General features: G+C 43.0%; 22 protein-coding genes. All 22 read left to right on the top strand.

What is annotated here, in order from left to right; genetic code table 11:
- Positions 1-40 precede the first annotated feature (40 nt).
- The 22 genes from sigE to pyrE all read left to right on the top strand — a co-directional run bounded on the left by sigE (position 41) and on the right by pyrE (position 22,647).
- Positions 41-760, top strand: coding sequence for an RNA polymerase sporulation sigma factor SigE (gene sigE, locus LQ188_RS17120; protein WP_034313874.1), 720 nt, complete (start codon positions 41-43; stop codon positions 758-760).
- A gap of 151 nt (positions 761-911) precedes the next feature.
- A complete protein-coding gene (gene sigG / locus LQ188_RS17115) occupies positions 912-1,691 on the top strand; it encodes an RNA polymerase sporulation sigma factor SigG (protein ID WP_034313871.1) in 780 nt (259 codons plus the stop codon).
- Between the two features lie 220 nt (positions 1,692-1,911).
- Positions 1,912-2,181, top strand: coding sequence for a YlmC/YmxH family sporulation protein (locus LQ188_RS17110; protein ID WP_101224588.1), 270 nt, complete (start codon positions 1,912-1,914; stop codon positions 2,179-2,181).
- A gap of 54 nt (positions 2,182-2,235) precedes the next feature.
- Positions 2,236-3,063: a peptidoglycan editing factor PgeF gene (gene pgeF, locus LQ188_RS17105; RefSeq protein WP_230177547.1), complete on the top strand. Its 828-nt coding sequence runs from the start codon at positions 2,236-2,238 to the stop codon at positions 3,061-3,063.
- A gap of 2 nt (positions 3,064-3,065) precedes the next feature.
- Positions 3,066-3,737, top strand: coding sequence for a YggS family pyridoxal phosphate-dependent enzyme (locus LQ188_RS17100; protein WP_101224590.1), 672 nt, complete (start codon positions 3,066-3,068; stop codon positions 3,735-3,737).
- Between the two features lie 21 nt (positions 3,738-3,758).
- A complete protein-coding gene (locus LQ188_RS17095) occupies positions 3,759-4,223 on the top strand; it encodes a cell division protein SepF (protein ID WP_034313864.1) in 465 nt (154 codons plus the stop codon).
- Between the two features lie 6 nt (positions 4,224-4,229).
- Positions 4,230-4,496 carry a YggT family protein gene (locus LQ188_RS17090; protein ID WP_101224591.1) on the top strand — a complete coding sequence of 89 codons (267 nt, stop codon included), beginning with the start codon at positions 4,230-4,232 and terminating at the stop codon, positions 4,494-4,496.
- A 134-nt stretch (positions 4,497-4,630) separates the two neighbouring features.
- Positions 4,631-5,404, top strand: a complete 774-nt coding sequence (locus LQ188_RS17085) for an RNA-binding protein (protein WP_101224592.1) — start codon at positions 4,631-4,633, stop codon at positions 5,402-5,404.
- An 85-nt stretch (positions 5,405-5,489) separates the two neighbouring features.
- Complete coding sequence (locus LQ188_RS17080; protein ID WP_034313857.1) at positions 5,490-6,005, top strand: DivIVA domain-containing protein; 516 nt, start codon at positions 5,490-5,492, stop codon at positions 6,003-6,005.
- 394 nt (positions 6,006-6,399) lie between these two features.
- Positions 6,400-9,168 (top strand): isoleucine--tRNA ligase, encoded by a 2,769-nt coding sequence (gene ileS, locus LQ188_RS17075; RefSeq protein ID WP_230177695.1) that lies wholly within the window; start codon positions 6,400-6,402, stop codon positions 9,166-9,168.
- Between the two features lie 195 nt (positions 9,169-9,363).
- On the top strand, positions 9,364-9,834 hold the full coding sequence (gene lspA / locus LQ188_RS17070) for a signal peptidase II (RefSeq protein WP_101224594.1): 471 nt from the start codon (positions 9,364-9,366) through the stop codon (positions 9,832-9,834).
- Entirely contained in the window at positions 9,827-10,744 is a 918-nt protein-coding gene (locus LQ188_RS17065; protein WP_101224595.1) for an RluA family pseudouridine synthase, read from the top strand. Before lspA ends, LQ188_RS17065 begins: the two co-directional genes overlap by 8 nt.
- A 196-nt stretch (positions 10,745-10,940) precedes the next feature.
- The gene (gene pyrR / locus LQ188_RS17060; protein ID WP_230177693.1) at positions 10,941-11,483 is read left to right on the top strand and encodes a bifunctional pyr operon transcriptional regulator/uracil phosphoribosyltransferase PyrR; all 543 of its coding nucleotides are present in this window, start codon (positions 10,941-10,943) and stop codon (positions 11,481-11,483) included.
- A gap of 176 nt (positions 11,484-11,659) precedes the next feature.
- Positions 11,660-12,949, top strand: a complete 1,290-nt coding sequence (locus LQ188_RS17055; RefSeq protein ID WP_101224597.1) for a solute carrier family 23 protein — start codon at positions 11,660-11,662, stop codon at positions 12,947-12,949.
- Between the two features lie 194 nt (positions 12,950-13,143).
- Complete coding sequence (locus LQ188_RS17050) at positions 13,144-14,079, top strand: aspartate carbamoyltransferase catalytic subunit (RefSeq protein ID WP_101224736.1); 936 nt, start codon at positions 13,144-13,146, stop codon at positions 14,077-14,079.
- Complete coding sequence (locus LQ188_RS17045) at positions 14,042-15,328, top strand: dihydroorotase (protein ID WP_230177546.1); 1,287 nt, start codon at positions 14,042-14,044, stop codon at positions 15,326-15,328. The genes LQ188_RS17050 and LQ188_RS17045 overlap by 38 nt, the downstream gene beginning before the upstream one ends.
- The gene (locus LQ188_RS17040; protein WP_230177545.1) at positions 15,325-16,431 is read left to right on the top strand and encodes a carbamoyl phosphate synthase small subunit; all 1,107 of its coding nucleotides are present in this window, start codon (positions 15,325-15,327) and stop codon (positions 16,429-16,431) included. The genes LQ188_RS17045 and LQ188_RS17040 overlap by 4 nt, the downstream gene beginning before the upstream one ends.
- Positions 16,410-19,616, top strand: a complete 3,207-nt coding sequence (carB, locus tag LQ188_RS17035; RefSeq protein WP_101224600.1) for a carbamoyl-phosphate synthase large subunit — start codon at positions 16,410-16,412, stop codon at positions 19,614-19,616. Before LQ188_RS17040 ends, carB begins: the two co-directional genes overlap by 22 nt.
- A complete protein-coding gene (locus tag LQ188_RS17030; protein ID WP_101224601.1) occupies positions 19,613-20,392 on the top strand; it encodes a dihydroorotate dehydrogenase electron transfer subunit in 780 nt (259 codons plus the stop codon). The genes carB and LQ188_RS17030 overlap by 4 nt, the downstream gene beginning before the upstream one ends.
- Positions 20,389-21,330 (top strand): dihydroorotate dehydrogenase, encoded by a 942-nt coding sequence (locus LQ188_RS17025; protein ID WP_101224602.1) that lies wholly within the window; start codon positions 20,389-20,391, stop codon positions 21,328-21,330. The genes LQ188_RS17030 and LQ188_RS17025 overlap by 4 nt, the downstream gene beginning before the upstream one ends.
- Complete coding sequence (gene pyrF, locus LQ188_RS17020; protein WP_230177543.1) at positions 21,302-22,018, top strand: orotidine-5'-phosphate decarboxylase; 717 nt, start codon at positions 21,302-21,304, stop codon at positions 22,016-22,018. Before LQ188_RS17025 ends, pyrF begins: the two co-directional genes overlap by 29 nt.
- Positions 22,012-22,647 (top strand): orotate phosphoribosyltransferase, encoded by a 636-nt coding sequence (pyrE, locus tag LQ188_RS17015; RefSeq protein ID WP_101224604.1) that lies wholly within the window; start codon positions 22,012-22,014, stop codon positions 22,645-22,647. Before pyrF ends, pyrE begins: the two co-directional genes overlap by 7 nt.
- Positions 22,648-22,665: the final 18 nt, after the last annotated feature.

The following is a 22,665-nucleotide window of genomic DNA, read 5'->3' as shown; positions in this document are numbered from 1 at the left end:
AATTTGACCCATAATCCGTTTATTAGAAGGGAGAATTATTTTGAAGAAATTCATTCTTCGGCTCACTTATTTTTGGTACAAACTATTGTTCAAGCTCGGATTGAAAACGGACGAAATATTTTATATAGGAGGGAGTGAGGCACTGCCGCCTCCCCTTTCAAAGGAAGAAGAGGCAATACTGATCAATAAATTACCCAATGGCGATGAAGCTGCACGCTCGATCTTGATTGAACGTAATTTAAGGCTGGTGGTTTATATTGCCAGGAAATTCGAAAACACCGGCATCAATATTGAAGATTTAATCAGCATTGGTACCATAGGTTTAATCAAAGCTGTGAATACATTCAATCCTGAGAAGAAAATAAAACTGGCTACATATGCTTCGAGATGCATCGAGAATGAAATATTAATGTATTTACGCAGAAATAACAAAATCCGTTCTGAAGTTTCTTTTGATGAACCTCTGAATATTGATTGGGATGGGAATGAACTTCTGTTATCCGATGTACTTGGAACGGACGATGACATTATCACGAAAGATCTTGAGGCAAACGTTGACCGTAAGCTGCTGACAAAAGCACTTACACAGTTATCCGAACGTGAAAAACAGATAATGGAACTCCGTTTTGGACTTGCGGGCGGAGAAGAAAAAACCCAAAAGGACGTTGCCGACATGCTGGGGATTTCCCAATCTTACATTTCGCGTTTGGAAAAAAGGATTATTAAGAGGCTTCGTAAAGAATTTAATAAAATGGTGTAAAAAAATAATTTCGCTTAAATGTCAATCAAATCAATACTTTGGTAGCTATATTGAAAAATAATGGCGGATTTCTATTCTAGCCATGTGCATATTTTTTCCTCCCGCGGAGATACTGTTTTTTGTACAGCGCTCCTGTGAGGAGGGAATAATTTTGTCTCGTAATAAGGTTGAAATCTGCGGTGTGGATACATCAAAATTACCGGTTTTAAAGAATGAAGAAATGAGAAAACTCTTTAAAGAACTGCAAGATGGCGATATTTCAGCAAGAGAGAAACTGGTAAACGGGAATCTTCGACTCGTTCTAAGCGTCATTCAACGCTTCAACAATCGGGGAGAGTATGTAGATGATCTATTTCAGGTAGGCTGTATAGGGTTGATGAAGTCGATAGATAACTTTGACCTAGGTCAAAATGTTAAGTTTTCAACGTATGCTGTACCGATGATTATTGGAGAAATCAGAAGATATCTTCGTGACAATAATCCAATTCGGGTATCCCGTTCTTTAAGAGACATCGCTTACAAAGCTTTGCAGGTAAAAGAGAAGCTCATAAGCCAGACCCTTCGTGAGCCGACAGCTGAAGAAATCGCCAAGGTGTTGGAAGTACCTCATGAAGAAATTGTTTTTGCACTAGATGCTATACAAGATCCAGTTTCACTTTTTGAACCTATTTATAATGATGGCGGGGATCCGATTTATGTACTCGACCAACTGAGTGATGAAAAAAATAAAGATAGTACCTGGATTGATGAAATAGCTATAAATGAAGGCATGAGACGGTTGAATGACCGGGAAAAAATGATCCTTCGTAAACGGTTTTTCCAAGGGAAGACGCAAATGGAGGTAGCCGAGGAAATCGGCATTTCACAAGCACAGGTCTCCCGATTGGAAAAAGCGGCAATCAAGCAAATGAATAAAAATATCCAACAGTAGAAGCTGAGCATGAGAAGTAGTTAGCTGAAGCGGGTAGGGCAAAAATGTCGATACCCGCTTATCAGCTACTTATCCATAGCGGCTTTTTTATTTTGTAGAAAAGCCCTTCCGTGAATCGAATGGACGTTTATTTATCGTATTCTTCATCCTTGAGCGCATCATGTCATATACATAGGAATAGGACCTTCATCTATGATGAAATTTTGAGGAGCTGAGTGATGTGACCAGGATTTCCGAATTTCAAATTAAGGATATCGTCAATATAGCGGATGGTAAGAAATTAGGTAATATGTCAGATCTTGAAATCAATACGGCCACGGGGAAAATAGAGGCCATCGTCGTTTCGAATGGAACCAGATTGATGGGTTTTTTTGGCAGGGATCAGGATATTGTGATTCCGTGGCGCAAAATAAAAAAAATCGGTGCAGATGTCATACTTGTTGAACATCAGACGGTATTTCAAGCAGAACTGAAAGATGAACGGTTTTAAGGTGCATGGCGCAAATATATGATACACTAGACTAAAAATAAAGAGGTTTATAGCATGAAAGAGCCATTTGTTTTAATAAAAGATCAATATATGCTCATTGACAGCTGGAGACAAAAAAATCTCCAGCTCGTAGCGGGCTTCACCACAAAAAATGGGGGAGTCAGTACAGGGGATTTTCAAACATTGAATACCGGTTTTCATGTCGGTGATAAACTTGAAGATGTCCAGGGAAACCGCAGGATCATAGCCGATAAGCTGATGTTTCCGCTTAATGAATGGATAGGTGCCGAGCAGACACATGAAACGAAAATCCGTCAAGTTACCAGCCGTGATGGCGGGAGAGGTGCTATGGATTATGATTCTGCCTTTAAAGCGACTGACGGCTTCTATACGAAGGACCAAAACGCTCTATTGACCCTATGCTATGCAGACTGCGTGCCCTTATACTTTCTTGCTCCGGCGCATGGTATGATTGGGGTGGCACATGCAGGCTGGAAGGGTACCGTTAATGGAATTGCACGAAAAATGGTTGAGGCTTGGCTTAGTGAGGGTATAAAAGCAAGTGAGATATTTGCTGTTATTGGACCGTCGATTTGTTCGAAATGCTATGTAGTTGATGATTATGTCATGGATTTAGTGCAGAATTTGCTGGTAGATATTGACGAAAAGCCCTATAATTTAATCAGTGAAGGACAATATCAGTTAGACCTTAAGCAACTTAATGCATTGATTCTTCAAAAATCAGGAATTCCAAAAAGTCAGATCGACGTTACATCATACTGTACAAGCTGTGATCATGAATTGTTTTTTTCACATCGCCGTGATAACGGGAAGACAGGCAGATTGATGAGCTTTATCGGTTGGAAGGAGGATTTAGAGTAATAGTGAAAGTAGTGGACAATTTAAAAAACATCGAAGAAAAAATAAATAGAGCATGTGAAAATAGTGGAAGGGACCGCGAAGCGATAAAGTTGATCGCAGTAACGAAATATGTTTCGGTCGAGAGAGCGAATGAAGCTTTGGAAGCGGGAATACTCGATTTGGGTGAAAACCGTGACGAAGGGCTTTTGACTAAATATGAAGTGCTCAAGGACAAGCCCACCTGGCATTATATTGGTTCCATGCAAACACGCAAAGTAAAGAATGTCATCGATAAAATCTCGTATATCCATTCATTGGATCGCATTTCTTTGGCAGAAGAAATTCAAAAGCGCGCAAAAGAGCCGATAAACTGTTTAGTGCAGGTGAATGTTTCTGGTGAGGAATCAAAACATGGTCTGGATCCTGACGCGACAATGGATTTCATAAAAGGGTTATCCGACTTTGATAAGGTGAATGTTGCAGGATTGATGACGATGGCTCCATTGACCGATGATGAACAGGTTTTGCGGGAATGCTTCCGGAAACTGAAGGGCATCCAGGTTGAAATACAAAATTTAGCGTTGAAGCATGCCCCCTGCACTGAATTGTCCATGGGAATGTCCAATGATTTCATGATTGCCATTGAAGAAGGCGCTACAATGGTCAGGATTGGTACAGCACTTGTAGGCGAATAATTTTAAGGAGGTACGCAATAGATGTCGTTCGTATCAAAATTTAAATCTTATTTCGCGCTGGATGATGAGTATGAGTACAGGGATGAAGTAGTGGAAGAAGAGGAGGCTGAACCAAAAGTCGTGAAGTCAGCTAAACAGCAGCAGTCAGCTTCTGCAGGGAATAATACAAATCAGAATATCGTAAGTTTGCAAAGCGTACAGAAATCTTCTAAAGTAGTATTATTGGAGCCTCGTGCTTATGCAGAAGCCCAGGAGGTAGCTGACCATTTAAAAAACAGGCGTGCTGTAGTCGTGAACCTTCAACGAATCCAGCATGACCAAGGAAAGCGAATCATCGATTTTCTAAGTGGGACTGTCTATGCAATCAGCGGGGATATCCAAAAAATCGGAACAGATATATTCTTATGTACCCCGGACAACGTCGATGTTTCCGGTAATATTACCGGCTTCGCCGCCGAAGAGGAGTACGAAGAAGCGAGGTGGTAATGGTTAATGGGTTTAGTGCTTCAGGGTTTATATTATTTAATTGAAATTTATTCAATGGCATTAATCGTTTACATATTGATGTCATGGTTCCCCAATGCAAGGGAGACGTCGATTGGTCAATTTCTGGAAAAGATTTGCGAACCATATTTAGAACCGTTCAGAAAGTTCATTCCGACGCTTGGCATGATCGATCTTTCACCACTTGTGGCCTTGCTGGTTCTTAATTTTGCCAGCGGTTATGGGATCTATTACTTACAGACTTTGATAGGATGATCGACAATTAACCTGACATGCATCTTACTACACAGTCGGAAGATCCTCCGCTGTGTAGTAGCAACGCAGAATGAATTTAATTCATTCCTTATGATCGACCATTAATTTGATAACTAAGGAGCATTTATTCAATCATGAGTATTTATCAGCATTTCAGGCCGGAGGAAAAAGATTTTATTGACCAGGCTATGAATTGGATTGATCAGGTTAAAAATTCCTACGCTCCGAAACTATCTGATTTTCTTGATCCGCGTCAGCAGGAAATCCTTACTTCCTTAATTGGGAATGATCCGGATGTGAAACTGCAATTCAATGGCGGAAGCGATTTCGTAGAGCGAAAACGTGTGCTTATCTATCCTGATTATTACTCTCCTGATCCATCGGATTTCAATATCTCCTTATACGATATCTCCTATCCAAAAAAATTTGTAACGCTTGAACATAGGCAAATACTTGGAACCTTGATGTCACTTGGGGTAAAGCGTGAAAAATTTGGTGATATAATAGTGACGGAGGAGCATATTCAATTTATAGCTGCCGAAGAGATGGATTCATATCTCACTGGAAATCTTGAGAAAATAGGTAACGCTTCCGTTTCCATCAAACGGCTTCCAATCGAGAATATCGTTCAAGTTAAGGAAAAATGGGAAGAGCAAGTAACCACCGTCAGTTCCCTTAGACTTGACAGTGTGCTATCGTCCGTCCTGAATATGTCCCGTCAAAAGACGCAGGCCTTGATAACGTCAGGAAAAGTAAAGGTGAATTTCAAGCAAACGGAAAACGTTTCGGAAGAATGCCGTGAAGGTGACACACTTTCCATCAGAGGTTTTGGCAGGTGTAAAATAGCTTCAATCGATGGGAAAACCAAGAAGGATAAGTGGAGAATCTCGTTAGGCAGACAAAAATAATTCAAAAAAAAGCAGGATTTATAAATTTATTGTCGAATATAGAGTTTTAACATACTAGAGTAGAAACCGTTCTGGAGGTGCCGTAATGCCCTTAACCCCGATAGATATACATAACAAGGAATTTAACAAAGTATTTCGTGGGTATGATGAAGATGAAGTAAATGAATTTCTCGACCAGGTCATTAAAGATTATGAACTGATTTTGAGGGAGAAGAAAGAACTTGAAGATAAACTGAACGAGACTTTTGATCGTTTGGGACATTTTACGACAATTGAGGGTACACTTAACAAGTCGATTATTGTCGCTCAGGAAGCAGCCGAAGAATTAAGGCGCAATGCCCAAAAAGAAGCGAAACTGATCATAAAGGAAGCAGAGAAAAATGCTGACAGGATCGTCAATGAGTCACTTGTGAAAGCAAGGAAAATAGCGATGGATATTGAGGATTTGAAAAAGCAATCCAAAGTATTCAGGACACGTTTCAAAATGCTTGTCGGTGCACAGCTGGATTTGCTGGATAATGACGATTGGGATCATCTTCTGGATTATGAAGTGGATGCGACTGAAATAGAATTAAATGAGAGAGTGGAAGAGGAAATTTAAACGATTCCTTGACTTTGAACACTTTTTTCGCATATAATTTTTTAACAATACTATTCATTATGAAATTAGACGATGACAGGGAAAGTAAATTCTTCACACACTTATTTTTAGCGAACCGGGGATGGTGAAAGCCCGGAATAAGCGAAGATATTGAAGATCACCCTTGAGTTCTGAGTTGAAACTGCCTAGGCAGCAAGTAAATGAAGCGTTTCATTCACGTTACGAATGCTCGAGAGGTTGGATTCACTATGTGGATCTTTCTAGCCAGGGTGGTACCGCGGGAAGCAAAGCTTTCTCGTCCCTTTTTCAGGGATGAGAGGGCTTTTTATTTTGGCCGGATATCAAGTCATCGGTTCGAATGAATTTTTTTAAAAGACGGATGGAGGATTTTATGATGGAATACAAAGATACCTTATTGATGCCTAAAACTGAATTTCCAATGCGGGGGAATTTACCGAAACGTGAACCGGAAATCCAAGAAAAATGGAAAGAAATGAACATCTATAAAAAAGTGCAAGAACAAACGGAAGGACGTCCTTTATTCATTTTGCATGATGGACCTCCATATGCCAATGGCGATATCCATATGGGCCATGCAATGAATAAGGTTTTAAAGGATTTCATTGTCCGATTTAAATCGATGAGCGGTTTTCAAGCACCATATGTACCTGGCTGGGATACGCATGGGCTTCCAATCGAAACGGCATTGACGAAAAAAGGCGTGAAACGGAAAGAAATGAGCGTTGCCGAATTCAGAAAGCTTTGTGAAGAGTATGCTTATGGTCAGATTGACAATCAACGTGAGCAGTTTAAGAGAATAGGGGTCCGTGGTGATTGGGATAATCCTTATATCACATTAAAGCCTGAATATGAAGCGCAGCAAATCAAGGTATTCGGTGAAATGGCGAAAAAGGGCTACATTTATAAAGGGAAAAAACCTGTTTACTGGTCCCCTTCAAGTGAATCAGCGCTAGCCGAAGCTGAAATTGAATATCAAGACAAACGCTCTGCGTCGATCTATGTTGCTTTTGAAGTCACGGATGGCAAAGGTGTAATCGATGAAGGCGTCAAAATCATCATCTGGACGACAACTCCATGGACGATTCCTGCCAATCTTGGTATCTCATTGCATCCGCAATTAAATTACGTAGTAGTGGCTGTCGAAAATGAAAAATTCTTACTTGCTGAGGCACTGCTTGAATCGGTAACGGAAACATTAGGCTGGGAAAACCCGTCTATCGAAAAAACGGTAAAAGGTAGCGAGTTGGACCGCGCTGTTGCCAAACATCCTCTTTATGACCGCGAATCTTTAGTGATGTTAGGTGAGCACGTAACGACTGAAGCTGGAACGGGCTGTGTTCATACGGCGCCTGGCCATGGTGAAGATGACTTTAGCATTGGGCAAAAATATGGCTTGGACGTACTTTGTCCTGTAGATGAAAAAGGAGTCATGACGGAAGAGGCAGGGGAATTTGCCGGATTATTTTATGATCAAGCGAATAAACCAATTACCGAAAAATTAACTGAAGCAGGCGCGTTATTGAACTTGACGTTCATTACGCACTCTTACCCACATGACTGGCGGACGAAGAAGCCGACGATCTTCCGAGCAACAGCACAATGGTTCGCTTCAATCAAAGACTTCCGCAGTGAGCTTCTGGAAGCGATTGAAGAAACCAAATGGGTACCGGCTTGGGGCGAAACGCGCCTATTCAATATGGTTCGTGACCGCGGGGATTGGTGTATTTCCCGCCAACGCGCTTGGGGCGTGCCAATTCCAGTGTTTTATGCAGAAAATGGCGAGCCGATTATTACGGATGAAACCATCGACCATATTTCAAACCTATTCCGCGAACACGGTTCAAACATCTGGTTTGAGCGTGAAGCGAAAGAACTTCTGCCTGAAGGCTATACACATGAAGGCAGCCCGAATGGTATTTTCACGAAAGAAACGGATATCATGGACGTATGGTTCGATTCCGGTTCTTCCCATCAAGCGGTACTTGAAGAAAGAGATGACTTGCAGCGTCCTGCTGACCTTTATTTAGAAGGTTCCGATCAATATCGCGGCTGGTTTAACTCATCACTTTCTACAAGTGTTGCGGTTACAGGCAAAGCGCCATATAAAGGTGTACTTAGCCACGGGTTCGCATTGGATGGAGAAGGCCGTAAAATGAGTAAGTCAATTGGGAACGTTGTGCTGCCATCAAAGGTCATGAACCAACTTGGAGCAGATATCTTACGCCTTTGGGTAGCTTCGGTGGATTACCAATCGGATGTCAGGGTTTCCGATCCTATTTTAAAACAAGTTTCGGAAGTTTACCGTAAAATCCGTAATACATTCCGCTTCCTGTTAGGGAACTTGGATGGATTCAATCCAAAAACCGATAAAGTGGCAGTTCAAGAATTGCCTGAAGTCGATCGATACATGCTGGTTAAATTGAATAAACTGATCAAACAGTCGAAGTTAAGTTATGAAAATTATGAGTTTGCTACAATTTATAATATGGTCAATAATTTCTGTACACAGGATTTAAGTTCATTCTACCTTGATTATGCAAAAGACATTCTTTATTGTGAAGCACCAAATGGTAAAGAGCGTTTGGCCATTCAAACGGTCCTTTACGAATCATTGGTCAGCTTAACGAAATTGGTGTCACCGATCCTTTCGCATACAGCTGATGAAGTATGGGCGTTCATTCCGGGTGTAACGGAAGAAAGTGTACAGCTGACATTGATGCCTGAAGAAATTTCAATTGATGATGCTGAAGTCATTGAAGAAAAATGGACGGCGTTCATGGATGTCCGTGATAATGTACTTAAAGCATTAGAAGAAGCCCGTAACCAGAAGGTCATCGGAAAATCACTGAACGCTAAAGTGATGGTCTATGTTAATGAAGAGACGAAGAATCTGCTTGATGGCATCAAGGAAAGCTTTGAACAGCTATTCATCGTATCCGAATTCGAAATCGCTGGTGATGTGGCAAGTGCCCCGGCAGAAGCGGTTAAACTTGAGGATATAGCGATCCTTGTTACAAAAGCAGAAGGTGAAACGTGTGAACGTTGCTGGAATGTTTCGAAGGAAGTAGGTCAAGTGGAAGAACATCCGACACTTTGCCCGCGTTGTGCTACAGTCGTGAAAGAGCATTATGTGAATCAATAATTCAAAAAAGGAAAGCCGGTCCCTTCATGAAGGGACCGGCTTTTTTGTGTTTAACCTCCATAGGGAATTGCCTTTATTCAATCTGCCCTATATTCTTCAGGTACCGACAGCAGATTCTGCTTTTCGGATTAGTCATTATTTCTAGTTTATGCTACAATTCAAAAGTGAAGATTTGATTAGTTTGGGGGAAAAAATGTGTTTTATTATTTGATTGCCCTTTTGGTCATAGCTCTCGATCAGCTGACAAAATGGATGATTGTGAAAAAAATGGAGTACGGAGAAAGCATTGAAATTATTGAAAACCTTCTATATATCACCTCGCATCGTAATCGTGGGGCAGCATGGGGAATTCTACAAGGTCAAATGTGGTTTTTCTACATCATCACCATCGCTGTCATTATTGGACTTGTCTATTATATTCAGAAAATGGCGAAGGAAAGCGTTTTGCTTGGAGCTGCACTTGCTCTCATGCTAGGCGGTGCGATTGGTAATTTCATCGATCGTGTTGTTCGTCAGGAAGTGGTGGATTTCGTTCATACCTATATTTTCAGCTACAGTTTCCCGGTATTTAATGTTGCTGATGCTGCGCTTTCAATTGGTGTCGGACTGCTCGTGATTCATATGTTTTTAGAAGAAAAAAACGCTAAGGAGAAAGATAATGGATAAAAGGTTATACAGCATCGATGAAACACTAAAAGGAGTCAGGATTGATAAGGCTCTTTCCACTTTGAATGAGGAATGGTCACGTACTCAGGTCCAGCAATGGATTAAGGATGATCATGTTTTGGTAAATGGCACGGCGATAAAGACGAATTACAAAGCTGTTCCTGGCGATACAATCGAAGTGACGATTCCTGAACTTGAGGAATTGGATGCGGTAGCAGAGGAAATGGATTTGGATATCTATTATGAAGATGCAGATGTACTTGTGGTTAATAAACCGAGCGGTATGGTCGTCCATCCTGCACCTGGACATGTATCCGGTACGCTTGTAAATGGATTGATGGCACACTGCAAGGACCTTTCTGGAATCAACGGTGTCATGCGGCCTGGAATCGTCCATCGAATCGATAAAGATACTTCAGGTCTATTGATGGTTGCCAAAAATGATATGGCACATGAAAAACTGGTACAGCAGCTTGTGGACAAAACGGTTACCCGTAAGTATCAAGCTGTAGTTCATGGTGTGATCCCACATGACTTCGGAACGATCGATGCACCGATAGGCCGCGATAAAAAAGATCGCCAAAGCATGACTGTCACAGATTCGAATGCCAAAAATGCTGTCACGCATTTCCGGGTCATCGAACGCTTCAAGGATTTCACTTTAGTGGAATGCCAGCTTGAAACAGGAAGGACACATCAAATTCGTGTTCACATGAAATACATTGGCTTCCCTCTAGCGGGTGATCCTAAATATGGTCCGAAAAAGACCCTGAAATTAGATGGACAAGCATTGCACGCCGGACTTCTAGGTTTCATTCACCCTCGTACAAATGAGTATATGGAATTCGAAGCTCCGACTCCGGAAGAGTTAGAAAATCTAATTAATCAATTGCGTAGAAGTAAGGATTGACAAATTCGTTTTTCTGATATATTATAATAACAACTTAATAAGAACCTTTAACACAGTTCAGAGAGACTGAGAAGGAAACGGATACGCAAAATGGGATAATTATGCCCATGGCGATAAAATCCTCATGCCTTCTTGGCATGAGGATTTTTTGTTGAAATTGACCTATCAGAAAAATGGAATCGGGGTGGCCGACGTGTTGAATGAGAAAGCCATAGTACTTGATGAGAAGGCCATTAGCAGAGCCTTGACGAGAATTGCCCATGAAATTATTGAGAAAAATAAGGGTATAGAAGATTGCGTCTTAATCGGGATACGTACACGCGGGATTTTCCTCGCTGACCGACTTGCAAAGCGCATCAATCAAATAGAAGGCAAGGAAATAGAACTGGGTGAACTGGATATTACGCTTTATCGCGATGACCTTTCGAAAAAGACCAATGATGGGGAACCCATCGTAAAAGGTTCAGACATTCCGGTCAATATCACTGACAAGAAAGTGATTTTAGTGGATGATGTTCTTTTCACAGGCAGAACCGTTAGAGCGGCAATGGATGCTCTGGTGGATTTGGGAAGACCTTCGCAGATCCAGCTTGCCGTATTAGTGGATAGGGGACATAGGGAATTGCCGATTCGAGCGGATTTCGTCGGCAAAAACGTTCCGACTTCCCAATCTGAAAAAATTACCGTTACATTAACAGAAGTAGATGAAATAGATCAAGTTACTATATTAGAAAACTAAACAACATGAAAATTTCATATTACCCTTTTAAAGACAGTCCAGAGAGGCTGGCAAAGGGGAGTCAATCGGGAGAGCTATGCCTATGCAAAGGCATTCGCCTTCTGAGAAACCCTCTTTGTATACCTGCAAAGAGGGTTTTTGCAGTTTTGATGGAATTTTCATAGGGGGATACGGAAATGGAAGAAACGAAAAGAGACATCGTACTGGATGTTGAGGACGTACCAAAGGCTGGCCAGTGGATTACGTTAAGCATCCAGCATTTGTTCGCCATGTTCGGTGCAACGGTGCTGGTGCCATTCTTGGTAGGGTTAAGCCCAGCGGTAGCGCTGGTTTCAAGCGGGTTGGGCACACTTTCATACTTATTGATAACCAAAGGTCAGATACCAGCTTATCTCGGGTCATCTTTCGCTTTCATTACGCCGATCATCGCGGCAAAGGCATTAGGTGGTCCGGAGGCGGCCATGATCGGCTGTTTTGCAGCAGGGTTCATATATGGGATAGTAGCATTGATTATCCAAAAAGTCGGATTGCGCTGGTTAATGAATATACTTCCTCCGGTTGTGGTGGGCCCAGTCATCATCGTAATCGGATTAAGCCTTGCCGGAACGGCCGTGGACATGGCAATGTATGATCCACAAGATAAATACAGCGTCACATATATAGTTATAGCGCTGATCACTTTAGCGGTAACCATCATCTGTAACGTGTTCTTTAAAGGATTCATTAACTTGATCCCGATTTTAATGGGAATCATAGTGGGCTACGCCTGTTCGGCTGTTGCAGGAATAATAGATTATGAACCGATCAAATCAGCACAATGGTGGGAAATGCCTGACTTCATGTTGCCATATGTAACCTATACACCGACCTTCTCATGGGAGGTCATTGCCATCATGGTACCCGTCGCCATCGTAACTTTATCAGAACATATTGGTCACCAAATGGTTCTGAGCAAAGTAGTCGGCAGAAACTTTTTGGAAAAGCCCGGTTTGCATCGCTCGATTTTAGGGGATGGAGCAGGAATCATGATTGGTTCCTTCATCGGTGGTCCGCCGCTGACATCATATGGTGAAAATATTGGGGTCCTGACGATGACAAAGGCGTACAGTGTGTATATCATCGGCGGGGCAGCATTAACAGCAATCATCTTTGGCTTTAACGGTAAGATTTCAGCAGTGATCAGCTCGATACCCAGCGCGGTGATGGGCGGCATTTCCATCTTGCTCTTCGGTATCATCGCATCAAGCGGGTTAAGGATGCTGATTGATAATAAGGTCGATTTTGACAAGAAAAGAAACCTGATGATAGCTTCAGTCATCCTGGTGTTAGGAATCGGAGGAGCGTTCGTACAACTATCGGAAACGGTATCGCTTTCCGGAATGGCACTTTCAGCCATCGTCGGAATCCTTCTTAACTTGATTCTTCCGGACCGTGAAAAAATATCCGGAGATATATTTGAAAAATAAGATACTGCATCAAAACAATAAATCACCTTTTAAAAGAAGTCCAGAGAGGCTTAAAAGGGTGTTGCTGTAAAGAATGAGAACGGGATAAAGTGTAAACCATTCCGTGACCTCACACTCTTTATGACCTACACCCTGTCCTTAATGGCGGGGTGTTTTTTATGCCCCGCATCACAAATGTGAAAGGAGCAGGTTCGATGAAAAAATTATTGACCATGAATGAATTGACTTTAACCGATATTGAAAGAATTTTACATGAGGCAGAGTGTTTTGCCAACGGATCTAGCTGGAATCCAAAGCAGCAGACCACAGTTGCCAATCTCTTCTTTGAACCAAGTACACGTACAAAATCAAGCTTTGAAATGGCTGAAAGAAAATTGGGACTTGAGGTCATTCCTTTTGATGCGGGTACATCCTCCGTGTTAAAAGGTGAAACCTTATATGACACTGTTAAAACACTAGAAGCAATAGGTGTAAATGCCTTGATCATCCGTCATGAACAGGATAATTATTTTGACGAATTGAATGAGAAGATCGGGATTCCAATAATCAATGCAGGGGATGGCTGCGGAAATCATCCAACCCAATCATTACTGGACCTATTGACGATAAAACAAGAGTTTAAAAGTTTCAAAGGTCTGAAGATTGCCATAATTGGTGATGTGAGGCATAGTCGGGTTGCGAAATCGAATGCAGAAGCATTGACCCGCTTAGGAGCGAATGTCGTATTTTCGGGCCCGCCTGAATGGTTTGACAGAACAAACAGTTTAGGAAGGTATGAGGACATCGATCATGCGGTAGCTACCTCGGATGTGGTCATGCTGCTCAGAATACAGCATGAAAGGCATATTGAAAAATACGATCAGGCAAATGGAGATTATCTGGAAAGTTTCGGCCTGACCAAACAACGTGAAGAAAATATGAAACCGGGTGCGATCATCATGCATCCTGCACCAATAAACCGCGGTGTTGAAATAGACAGTGATTTAGTCGAATGCAGCCGCTCAAGAATTTTTAAACAAATGGAGAATGGCGTGTTCATTAGAATGGCCGTATTAAAAAATGTGCTTGAACAATCCGAAGGGGGAAACACTCATGAAAACAGTAATCAAAAATGGAGTATTGCTAGATAATCAAAACTCATTCAAAAAAGCGGACATTGAAATGGAAGGCAAGGTCATCACAAAAATCGGCGAAAACCTGGCAACGGAAAATTGTAAGGTAGTTGACGCTGAAGGGTTACTTATTACATCAGGATTCGTTGACCTGCATGTCCATTTACGCGAACCTGGCGGTGAACATAAAGAAACGATCGCAAGCGGGACGCTTGCAGCGGCAAGAGGCGGTTTCACTACGGTAGCGGCGATGCCGAATACAAGGCCAGTTCCTGATACAGTGGAGAACCTTGAGGCGCTTAACAGGAAGATTGAAGAAACGGCTCATGTCAGGGTACTCCCATATGCATCCATTACGATAAGGGAAGCAGGCAAGGAGCTGACCGACTTTGCTTCATTAAAACAAACGGGTGCTTTCGCCTTTACGGACGACGGCGTAGGAATTCAAGAAGCCGGGATGATGCTGGAAGCGATGAAACGGGCAGCCGCTCAAGATATGGCCATAGTAGCTCATTGTGAAGACAATAGCTTAATCAATAAAGGCTCCGTCCATGAAGGAAGATTCTCAAAAGAACAGGGAATCAATGGAATTCCGTCGGCATGTGAAGCGGTACATATCGCCCGGGATATCCTTCTTGCCGAAGCGGCTAACTGCCATTATCACGTGTGCCATATATCCACTAAGGAATCGGTAAGGACGGTAAGGGATGCAAAACGTGCAGGTATTCGAGTTACAGCCGAAGTTACACCGCATCACTTATTATTGTGTGAAGATGATATACCGGGACTTGATGCGAATTATAAAATGAACCCGCCATTAAGGGGCCGTGAAGATCGGGACGCGTTGATTGAAGGACTGCTTGACGGAACCATCGATTTCATAGCAACAGACCATGCCCCGCATACGGCAGAGGAAAAGGCGCAGGGAATGCAGCTGGCTCCTTTCGGAATAGTAGGATTGGAAACCGCCTTCCCGCTGCTTTACACCGAATTGGTTAAAAAGGGCATCATAACATTAAAGCAATTGATCGATTTCATGACAATCAAACCATCTGAAAGTTTCTCCCTTCCTTATGGAGAGCTAAAAGAAGGTGCTACTGCGGATATCGTACTCATCGATTTGGAAACGGAAAAAGAAATCAATGCTGAAGAGTTTGCTTCAAAAGGGAAAAATACACCTTTTAATGAAAAGAAATGTTATGGCTGGCCAGTCATGACGATTGCACAAGGAAAAATAGCTTGGGAAAAAGGACGTGTTCAAGGATGAAAAGACAGCTAATTTTAGAAGATGGGACAGTATTCCTTGGGGAAGCATTCGGAGGGTACGTAGAAAAAATAGGTGAAGTCGTTTTTAACACAGGAATGACGGGATACCAAGAGATTCTATCCGATCCATCGTATTGCGGTCAAATCGTTACACTTACGTATCCATTAATCGGGAACTACGGGATAAACCGGGATGACTTTGAATCCATCAATCCAGCCATAGCAGGATTCGTCGTTAAGGAAACAGCAGAACATCCTTCCAACTGGCGAAACCAATTATCACTAGATGAATATTTGAAAATGAAGAACATACCTGGAATTAGCGGAATCGATACGAGAAAGCTGACAAGAATCATCAGGAAATCAGGTGCACTTAAAGGGGCACTTTGCAATATCAATAAAGATGCAAATGAAGTGGTTTCCCAATTGAAAGCAACGGTGATTCCTTCTAATCAGGTAAAACAGGTTTCAACAACAGCACCTTATTCCAGCCCGGGCAGAGGCCCGCGGGTAGTTCTTGTAGATTACGGCATGAAGCATGGGATTTTACGTGAGTTGACGAAGCGCGGCTGTGATGTCGTGGTTGTGCCTTATAACGTCACGGCCGAAGAAGTGATGCAATATCATCCGGATGGCGTGATGCTTTCAAACGGTCCTGGAGATCCGAAAAGTGTTCTTGAGACGCTCGAAATGATCCGGACAATCCAAACGCAAGTGCCGTTATTCGGAATCTGTTTAGGACATCAATTATTCGCACTTGCAAACGGGGCGGATACAGCAAAATTAAAATTCGGCCATCGAGGTTCGAATCATCCGGTCAGGGACCTTCGTACCGGAAAAGTATCCATCACATCTCAAAATCATGGATATACAGTTGAAGAGCTTTCCATAGAAAGTACAGATCTTATTGTGACACATACAGCATTGAATGACGATACGATTGAAGGACTGCGCCATAAAAAGTATCCGGCTTTCACCGTGCAATATCACCCGGAAGCATCACCAGGTCCGGAAGATGCCAACTACTTATTCAATGAATTCTTACAAATGATTGAAGCTGCAACCAACAAGGGGGAAAAAACATGCCAAAACGCACTGATATAAAAAGCATCCTAGTAATTGGTTCCGGTCCGATCGTCATCGGACAGGCCGCCGAGTTCGATTATGCAGGAACCCAAGCGTGTATAGCCTTAAAAGAAGAAGGTTATCGAGTGATCCTGATTAACTCTAACCCTGCTACAATCATGACAGACACTGAAATGGCTGACGCGGTTTATATTGAACCGATCACATTGGAATTTGTCAGCAAAATCATTCGTAAAGAGCGCCCGGATGCACTGTTACCTACCTTGGGCGGACAGACTGGCTTGAACATGGCCGTTGAGCTTGCCGAATCAGGAATCCTGGAAGAATGCAATGTACAGATTCTTGGTACCAAACTTTCGGCTATCCAACAAGCGGAAGACCGTGACCTTTTCCGTACGCTAATGAACGATCTTGGGGAACCAGTACCTGACAGCGACATTATTCATAACTTGGAAGAAGCCTATACATTCGTTGAACGAGTCGGCTATCCGGTCATTGTTCGTCCAGCCTTCACGCTTGGCGGAACAGGCGGTGGGATTTGTGATAACGAAGAGCAGCTTATCGAGATCGTTGAGGGTGGCCTGAAAAGCAGCCCGGTTCACCAATGTTTGCTTGAGAAGAGCATTGCCGGTTTCAAAGAAGTGGAATATGAAGTGATGCGTGATTCCAATGATAATGCAATAGTCGTTTGTAATATGGAAAACTTCGATCCTGTCGGTGTCCATACAGGAGATTCAATAGTTGCGGCACCAAGCCAAACATTAAGTGACAGAGAGTATCAAATGCTTCGGAATACTTCTTTGAAGATTATCCGCGCTTTGAAAATTGAAGGTGGATGTAATGTTCAGCTTGCGCTAGATCCAAACAGCTATCAATATTATGTCATTGAAGTGAACCCAAGGGTCAGCCGTTCTTCGGCACTTGCTTCAAAAGCGACTGGGTATCCAATTGCAAAGCTGGCAGCAAAGATAGCCGTTGGTTTGACACTTGATGAAATGATGAACCCTGTCACTGGCAAAACCTATGCCAGCTTTGAACCGGCACTGGACTATGTCGTTACGAAAATTCCGCGCTGGCCTTTCGATAAGTTCGAAAGCGCCAACCGTAGACTCGGGACCCAAATGAAAGCGACCGGAGAAGTCATGGCAATCGGCCGTACATTCGAGGAATCCATCTTAAAAGCTGTCCGTTCCCTTGAAGCGGGTATATACCATCTTAACTTGAATGACGAGTTTGAGGATGGAAAAATAGAGAAACGGATCCGAAAAGCCGGAGATGAACGGTTATTCTATATCGGTGAAGCTTTAAGAAGGGGCAAAACGATCGAAACCATCCACGAATGGAGCCAGATCGATTTATTCTTCTTGCATAAGTTGAAAAAGATAATCGACTTTGAAAAGCAGCTTAAAGAACATTCATTTGATTGTGAAGTATTGCAAAAGGCTAAAGAACTAGGGTTTTCTGACAAAACGATCGCGGAAATATGGGAAGTTCCCGAAATTGACGTTTATGAGTACCGGAAACAGCAAGGAATCATCCCTGTTTACAAAATGGTTGATACATGTGCTGCAGAATTCGAATCGGAAACACCGTATTTTTATGGGACATATGAAGATGAGAATGAATCCATCGTGACCGACAAGAAAAGTGTCATTGTCCTGGGATCAGGTCCAATTCGGATCGGGCAAGGAGTAGAGTTTGATTATGCGACCGTACATTCGGTATGGGCCATTAAAGAAGCTGGATATGAAGCGATCATCATCAACAACAATCCAGAAACAGTTTCGACGGATTTCAGTATCTCCGACAAACTTTATTTCGAACCATTGACTATTGAAGATGTCATGCATGTCATCGATTTGGAAAAACCGGAAGGCGTCATCGTCCAGTTTGGCGGACAGACAGCAATCAACCTTGCAGATGGTCTTGTTGAAAGAGGAGTGAAAATCCTTGGTACTTCACTTGAAGACCTGGATAGGGCGGAAAATCGCAATAAATTTGAAAAAGCACTGAAGGATTTAGGCATTCCTCAGCCAAAGGGTAAAACCGCAACATCGGTTGATGAAGCGATCGTCATCGCTGAAGATATTGGTTACCCTGTTTTAGTAAGGCCATCGTATGTTCTCGGAGGAAGAGCGATGGAAATCGTCTATAAACAAGAAGAATTGCTGCATTACATGAAAAATGCCGTGAAAATAAATCCGGATCATCCTGTCCTGATAGACCGCTACTTAACGGGTAAGGAAATAGAAGTCGATGGTATTTCCGATGGTGAAACGGTGGTTATCCCTGGGATCATGGAGCATATCGAACGTGCCGGCGTCCATTCAGGTGATTCGATTGCAGTTTATCCGCCGCAAAATTTAACGGAAAAACAAAAAGAAGTAATCATCGACTATACGACCCGATTGGCAAAAGGCTTGAATATAATTGGTCTCTTGAACATTCAATATGTCATCAGCAATGAAGAAGTGTATGTAATTGAAGTAAATCCACGTTCGAGCCGGACCGTTCCATTCTTAAGTAAAATTACGAATGTGCCGATGGCTAACTTAGCCACGAAGGTCATCTTGGGCCACACACTAGAAAGCCAAGGTTACAGATCTGGGTTAGTGCCAGAACAAACTGGGGTCTTTGTGAAAGTGCCGGTCTTCTCTTTTGCAAAATTAAGAGGCGTGGACATTTCTCTCGGACCTGAAATGAAATCGACTGGTGAAGTAATGGGGAAAGATAGCACCCTCGAAAAGGCTTTATATAAAGGGTTGGTCGCTTCCGGCTTCAAAATTAAGGGGCATGGTTCGGTGTTATTGACGATATCGGACAAAGATAAGCAAGAAGCGTTACTTTTAGCAAGACGTTTCCATAATATCGGATTCAAGCTGATAGCCACCAGCGGAACTGCGGCCCTATTGCAGCAATCGGGCATCCCGACTGCGATTGTCGGTAAAATTGGCGAAGAAGGTACAAACCTGCTGGATGTTATCCGGAACGGGGAAGCGCAATTTGTCATAAATACTTTGACAAAAGGCAAGCAGCCGGCCCGGGATGGTTTCAGAATCCGACGTGAATCGGTTGAAAATGGAGTGACATGCTTAACATCACTTGATACGGCAGAAGCTATTTTAAGAGTGATAGAATCCATGACCTTCTCGGCAGAAGCAATGGGAAAAACGGAAAAAAGTCGTGAGGTGAGCTATATATGATCAAGAAGGAAAGAATGAAGGTGTTAAATCATAAGGAGCTGGCCCCATCCATCTTTGAACTTACCTTGCAAGGTGAATTGGTTTCAGAGATGAAGCAACCAGGCCAGTTTGTCCAAGTCAAGACAACAGAAGGCACTGAGCCATTGTTAAGACGCCCGATTTCAATTTCTTCTTACAACAGCAGTGAAAAACAGTTCACGATGATATACCGGGCTGAAGGGAAAGGGACGACGCTGTTATCACAGCGTAAAGAGGCGGAAGCGGTCGATATTCTTGGACCGCTTGGCAACGGATTTCCCGTTCATGAGGCCAAAAAGGGAGAAACGGCATTATTGGTTGGCGGCGGGATTGGTGTCCCGCCCCTGTATCAACTATCACAGATGTTGGTTGCGAAAGGTGTAAATGTAATCCATGTATTGGGCTTCCAGACCAAGTCCGCCATCTTTTACGAAAAAGAATTCAGTGAATTAGGTGATACCCATATAGCCACGGTGGATGGTTCATATGGGACAAAAGGATTTGTTACGACTGTAATAGACAACCTTGAGCAAGAGTTTGCAACAATCTTTTCCTGCGGGCCTACACCAATGTTAAGAGCGTTGGAAGCGGGCTATCGTGAGAAAAAGCTTTACCTGTCCCTTGAGGAAAGGATGGGCTGCGGCATCGGTGCATGCTTTGCCTGCGTGTGTCATACAGGGGATGATCCAACTGGTTTCAGTTATAAAAAGGTATGCAGCGATGGACCCGTGTTCCGGGCAGGAGAGGTGGTACTATGAGCAGGCTTTCAGTTGAATTACCAGGATTACATTTGAAAAACCCAGTCATGCCAGCATCTGGATGCTTTGGATTTGGCCGTGAATACAGTCAATTTTTCGACTTGGATATTCTTGGGGCGATCATGATCAAAGCGACCACTCCTGAGCCGAGGTTCGGTAACCCTACTCCGCGTGTTGCGGAAACCTCTTCGGGAATGCTGAACGCCATCGGTCTGCAGAATCCAGGTTTAGAAAAGGTCATCAGTGAAGAACTGGCCTGGCTAGGTGGGTATGATGTTCCCATCATCGCCAACGTTGCAGGTTCTCAAATAGCTGACTATGTAAAGGTTGCCAGGGAAATAAGCAAGGTAGGGAATGTAAAAGCACTTGAATTGAATATCTCTTGTCCGAATGTAAAAGAAGGAGGCATAGCTTTCGGTACGGTACCGGAAGTTGCCAAAGAGGTAACAAAGGCGGTCAAGGAAGTATCTTCCGTTCCTGTATATGTGAAGCTTTCACCGAATGTCAGTGATATTGTGGAAATGGCCAAAGCTGTAGAAGAAGGCGGGGCCGACGGGCTGACAATGATAAATACATTAGTCGGCATGCGGTTGGATTTAAAGACTGGTAAACCGATTCTATCGAACAGAACGGGAGGTTTATCTGGTCCTGCAATAAAACCTGTTGCTCTCCGGATGATTTATGAGGTAAGCCAGCAAGTGTCGATTCCAATAATCGGAATGGGCGGCATCGCTACAGCGGAAGACGTCATTGAATTTTTCTATGCGGGTGCCAGTGCTGTTGCGGTAGGAACCGCGAACTTCGTGGATCCCTTTGTTTGCCCGACCATCATTGAAGAATTGCCGAAATTGTTGGATGAGCTGGGATTTGACCATATTTCAGAATGTACTGGAAGGAGCTGGAAGCAGAATGAAACAGTCACTAATTATCGCTCTTGATTTCCCTGACTTCATTCAAACGGAGAAATTCCTAAAACAGTTCCACTCGGAAAAACTGGCTGTAAAAGTGGGGATGGAATTATTTTATCAGAATGGGCCATCAATAATCTCTTTCGTAAAAGAGCAAGGTCACGATGTGTTTTTGGACTTGAAGCTTCATGATATTCCAAATACGGTCAAAATGGCCATGACAGGATTGGCAACTTTAGGTGCCGACATGGTCAATGTACATGCGGCGGGTGGCCAAAAAATGATGGAAGCAGCCATCGAAGGCCTGGATAAGGGAACGTCCGCTGGTAAAAAGCGTCCATTATGCATAGGGGTTACCCAACTGACGAGCACGTCACAAGAACAAATGAATGTTGAGCAAAACATTGCCGGATCTCTGGAGGATTCGGTCCTCCATTATGCAAAACTTACTAAAGAGGCAGGGTTGGATGGAGTCGTATGTTCCACCCATGAAGTAAAGACCATACATGAACGCATCGGTCATGAATTTTTAACGGTCACACCTGGAATCCGAAATGCAGGAGGACAGACGCATGATCAAAAGAGAATTGCCACGCCTGAACAGGCTAGGGAATTTGGAGCGGATGCCATCGTTGTAGGAAGAGCCATAACAGGAGCGGAAGATCCATTAAGGGCGTATTTGGATATGAAAGCAGCTTGGGAGGGAATATCATGTTAAATAATAAGATAGCTGAACATCTTTTGGAAATAAAAGCAGTGTACCTACAGCCGAATGACCCATTCACTTGGGCATCTGGAATTCAATCACCCATTTATTGTGACAACCGTTTAACCCTTTCGTACCCAGAGGTTCGTAATGAAATAGCGGAAGGATTGAAAGGATTGATTGAACAGCACTTCCCTGAGGCTGAACTAATTGCAGGAACAGCAACTGCCGGCATTCCGCATGCAGCTTGGGTAAGTGAAAAATTAAATGCACCGATGTGCTATGTTCGATCCAAAGCCAAGGAGCACGGAAAGGGCAATCAAATCGAAGGCCGTGCTGTTCCAGGACAAAAAGTGGTGGTTGTGGAAGACTTGATTTCAACCGGCGGAAGTGTAATAACTGCTGTTAACGCGCTGAAGGAAGCAGGCTGTGATGTTCTAGGAGTCGTTTCGATCTTTACTTATGAATTGGAAAAGGGAAAAGAAAAATTCGATGCTGAGGGCATTATTAACCATTCGTTGAGTGACTACTCGACTTTGATAAAGGTCGCTAATGAAAAAGGGTACATCACGGCAGATGAATTGGAAAAGTTAAAAAAATGGCGCGAGAATCCGGCTGATACAGCTTGGATTTCAGCATGAAAATAGAGTTGACCCAAT

This window comes from Peribacillus sp. Bi134 (assembly GCF_918698065.1).
Classification (GTDB): Bacteria; Bacillota; Bacilli; order Bacillales; family DSM-1321; genus Peribacillus.
This window is presented reverse-complemented; position numbering and strand designations above follow the sequence as displayed.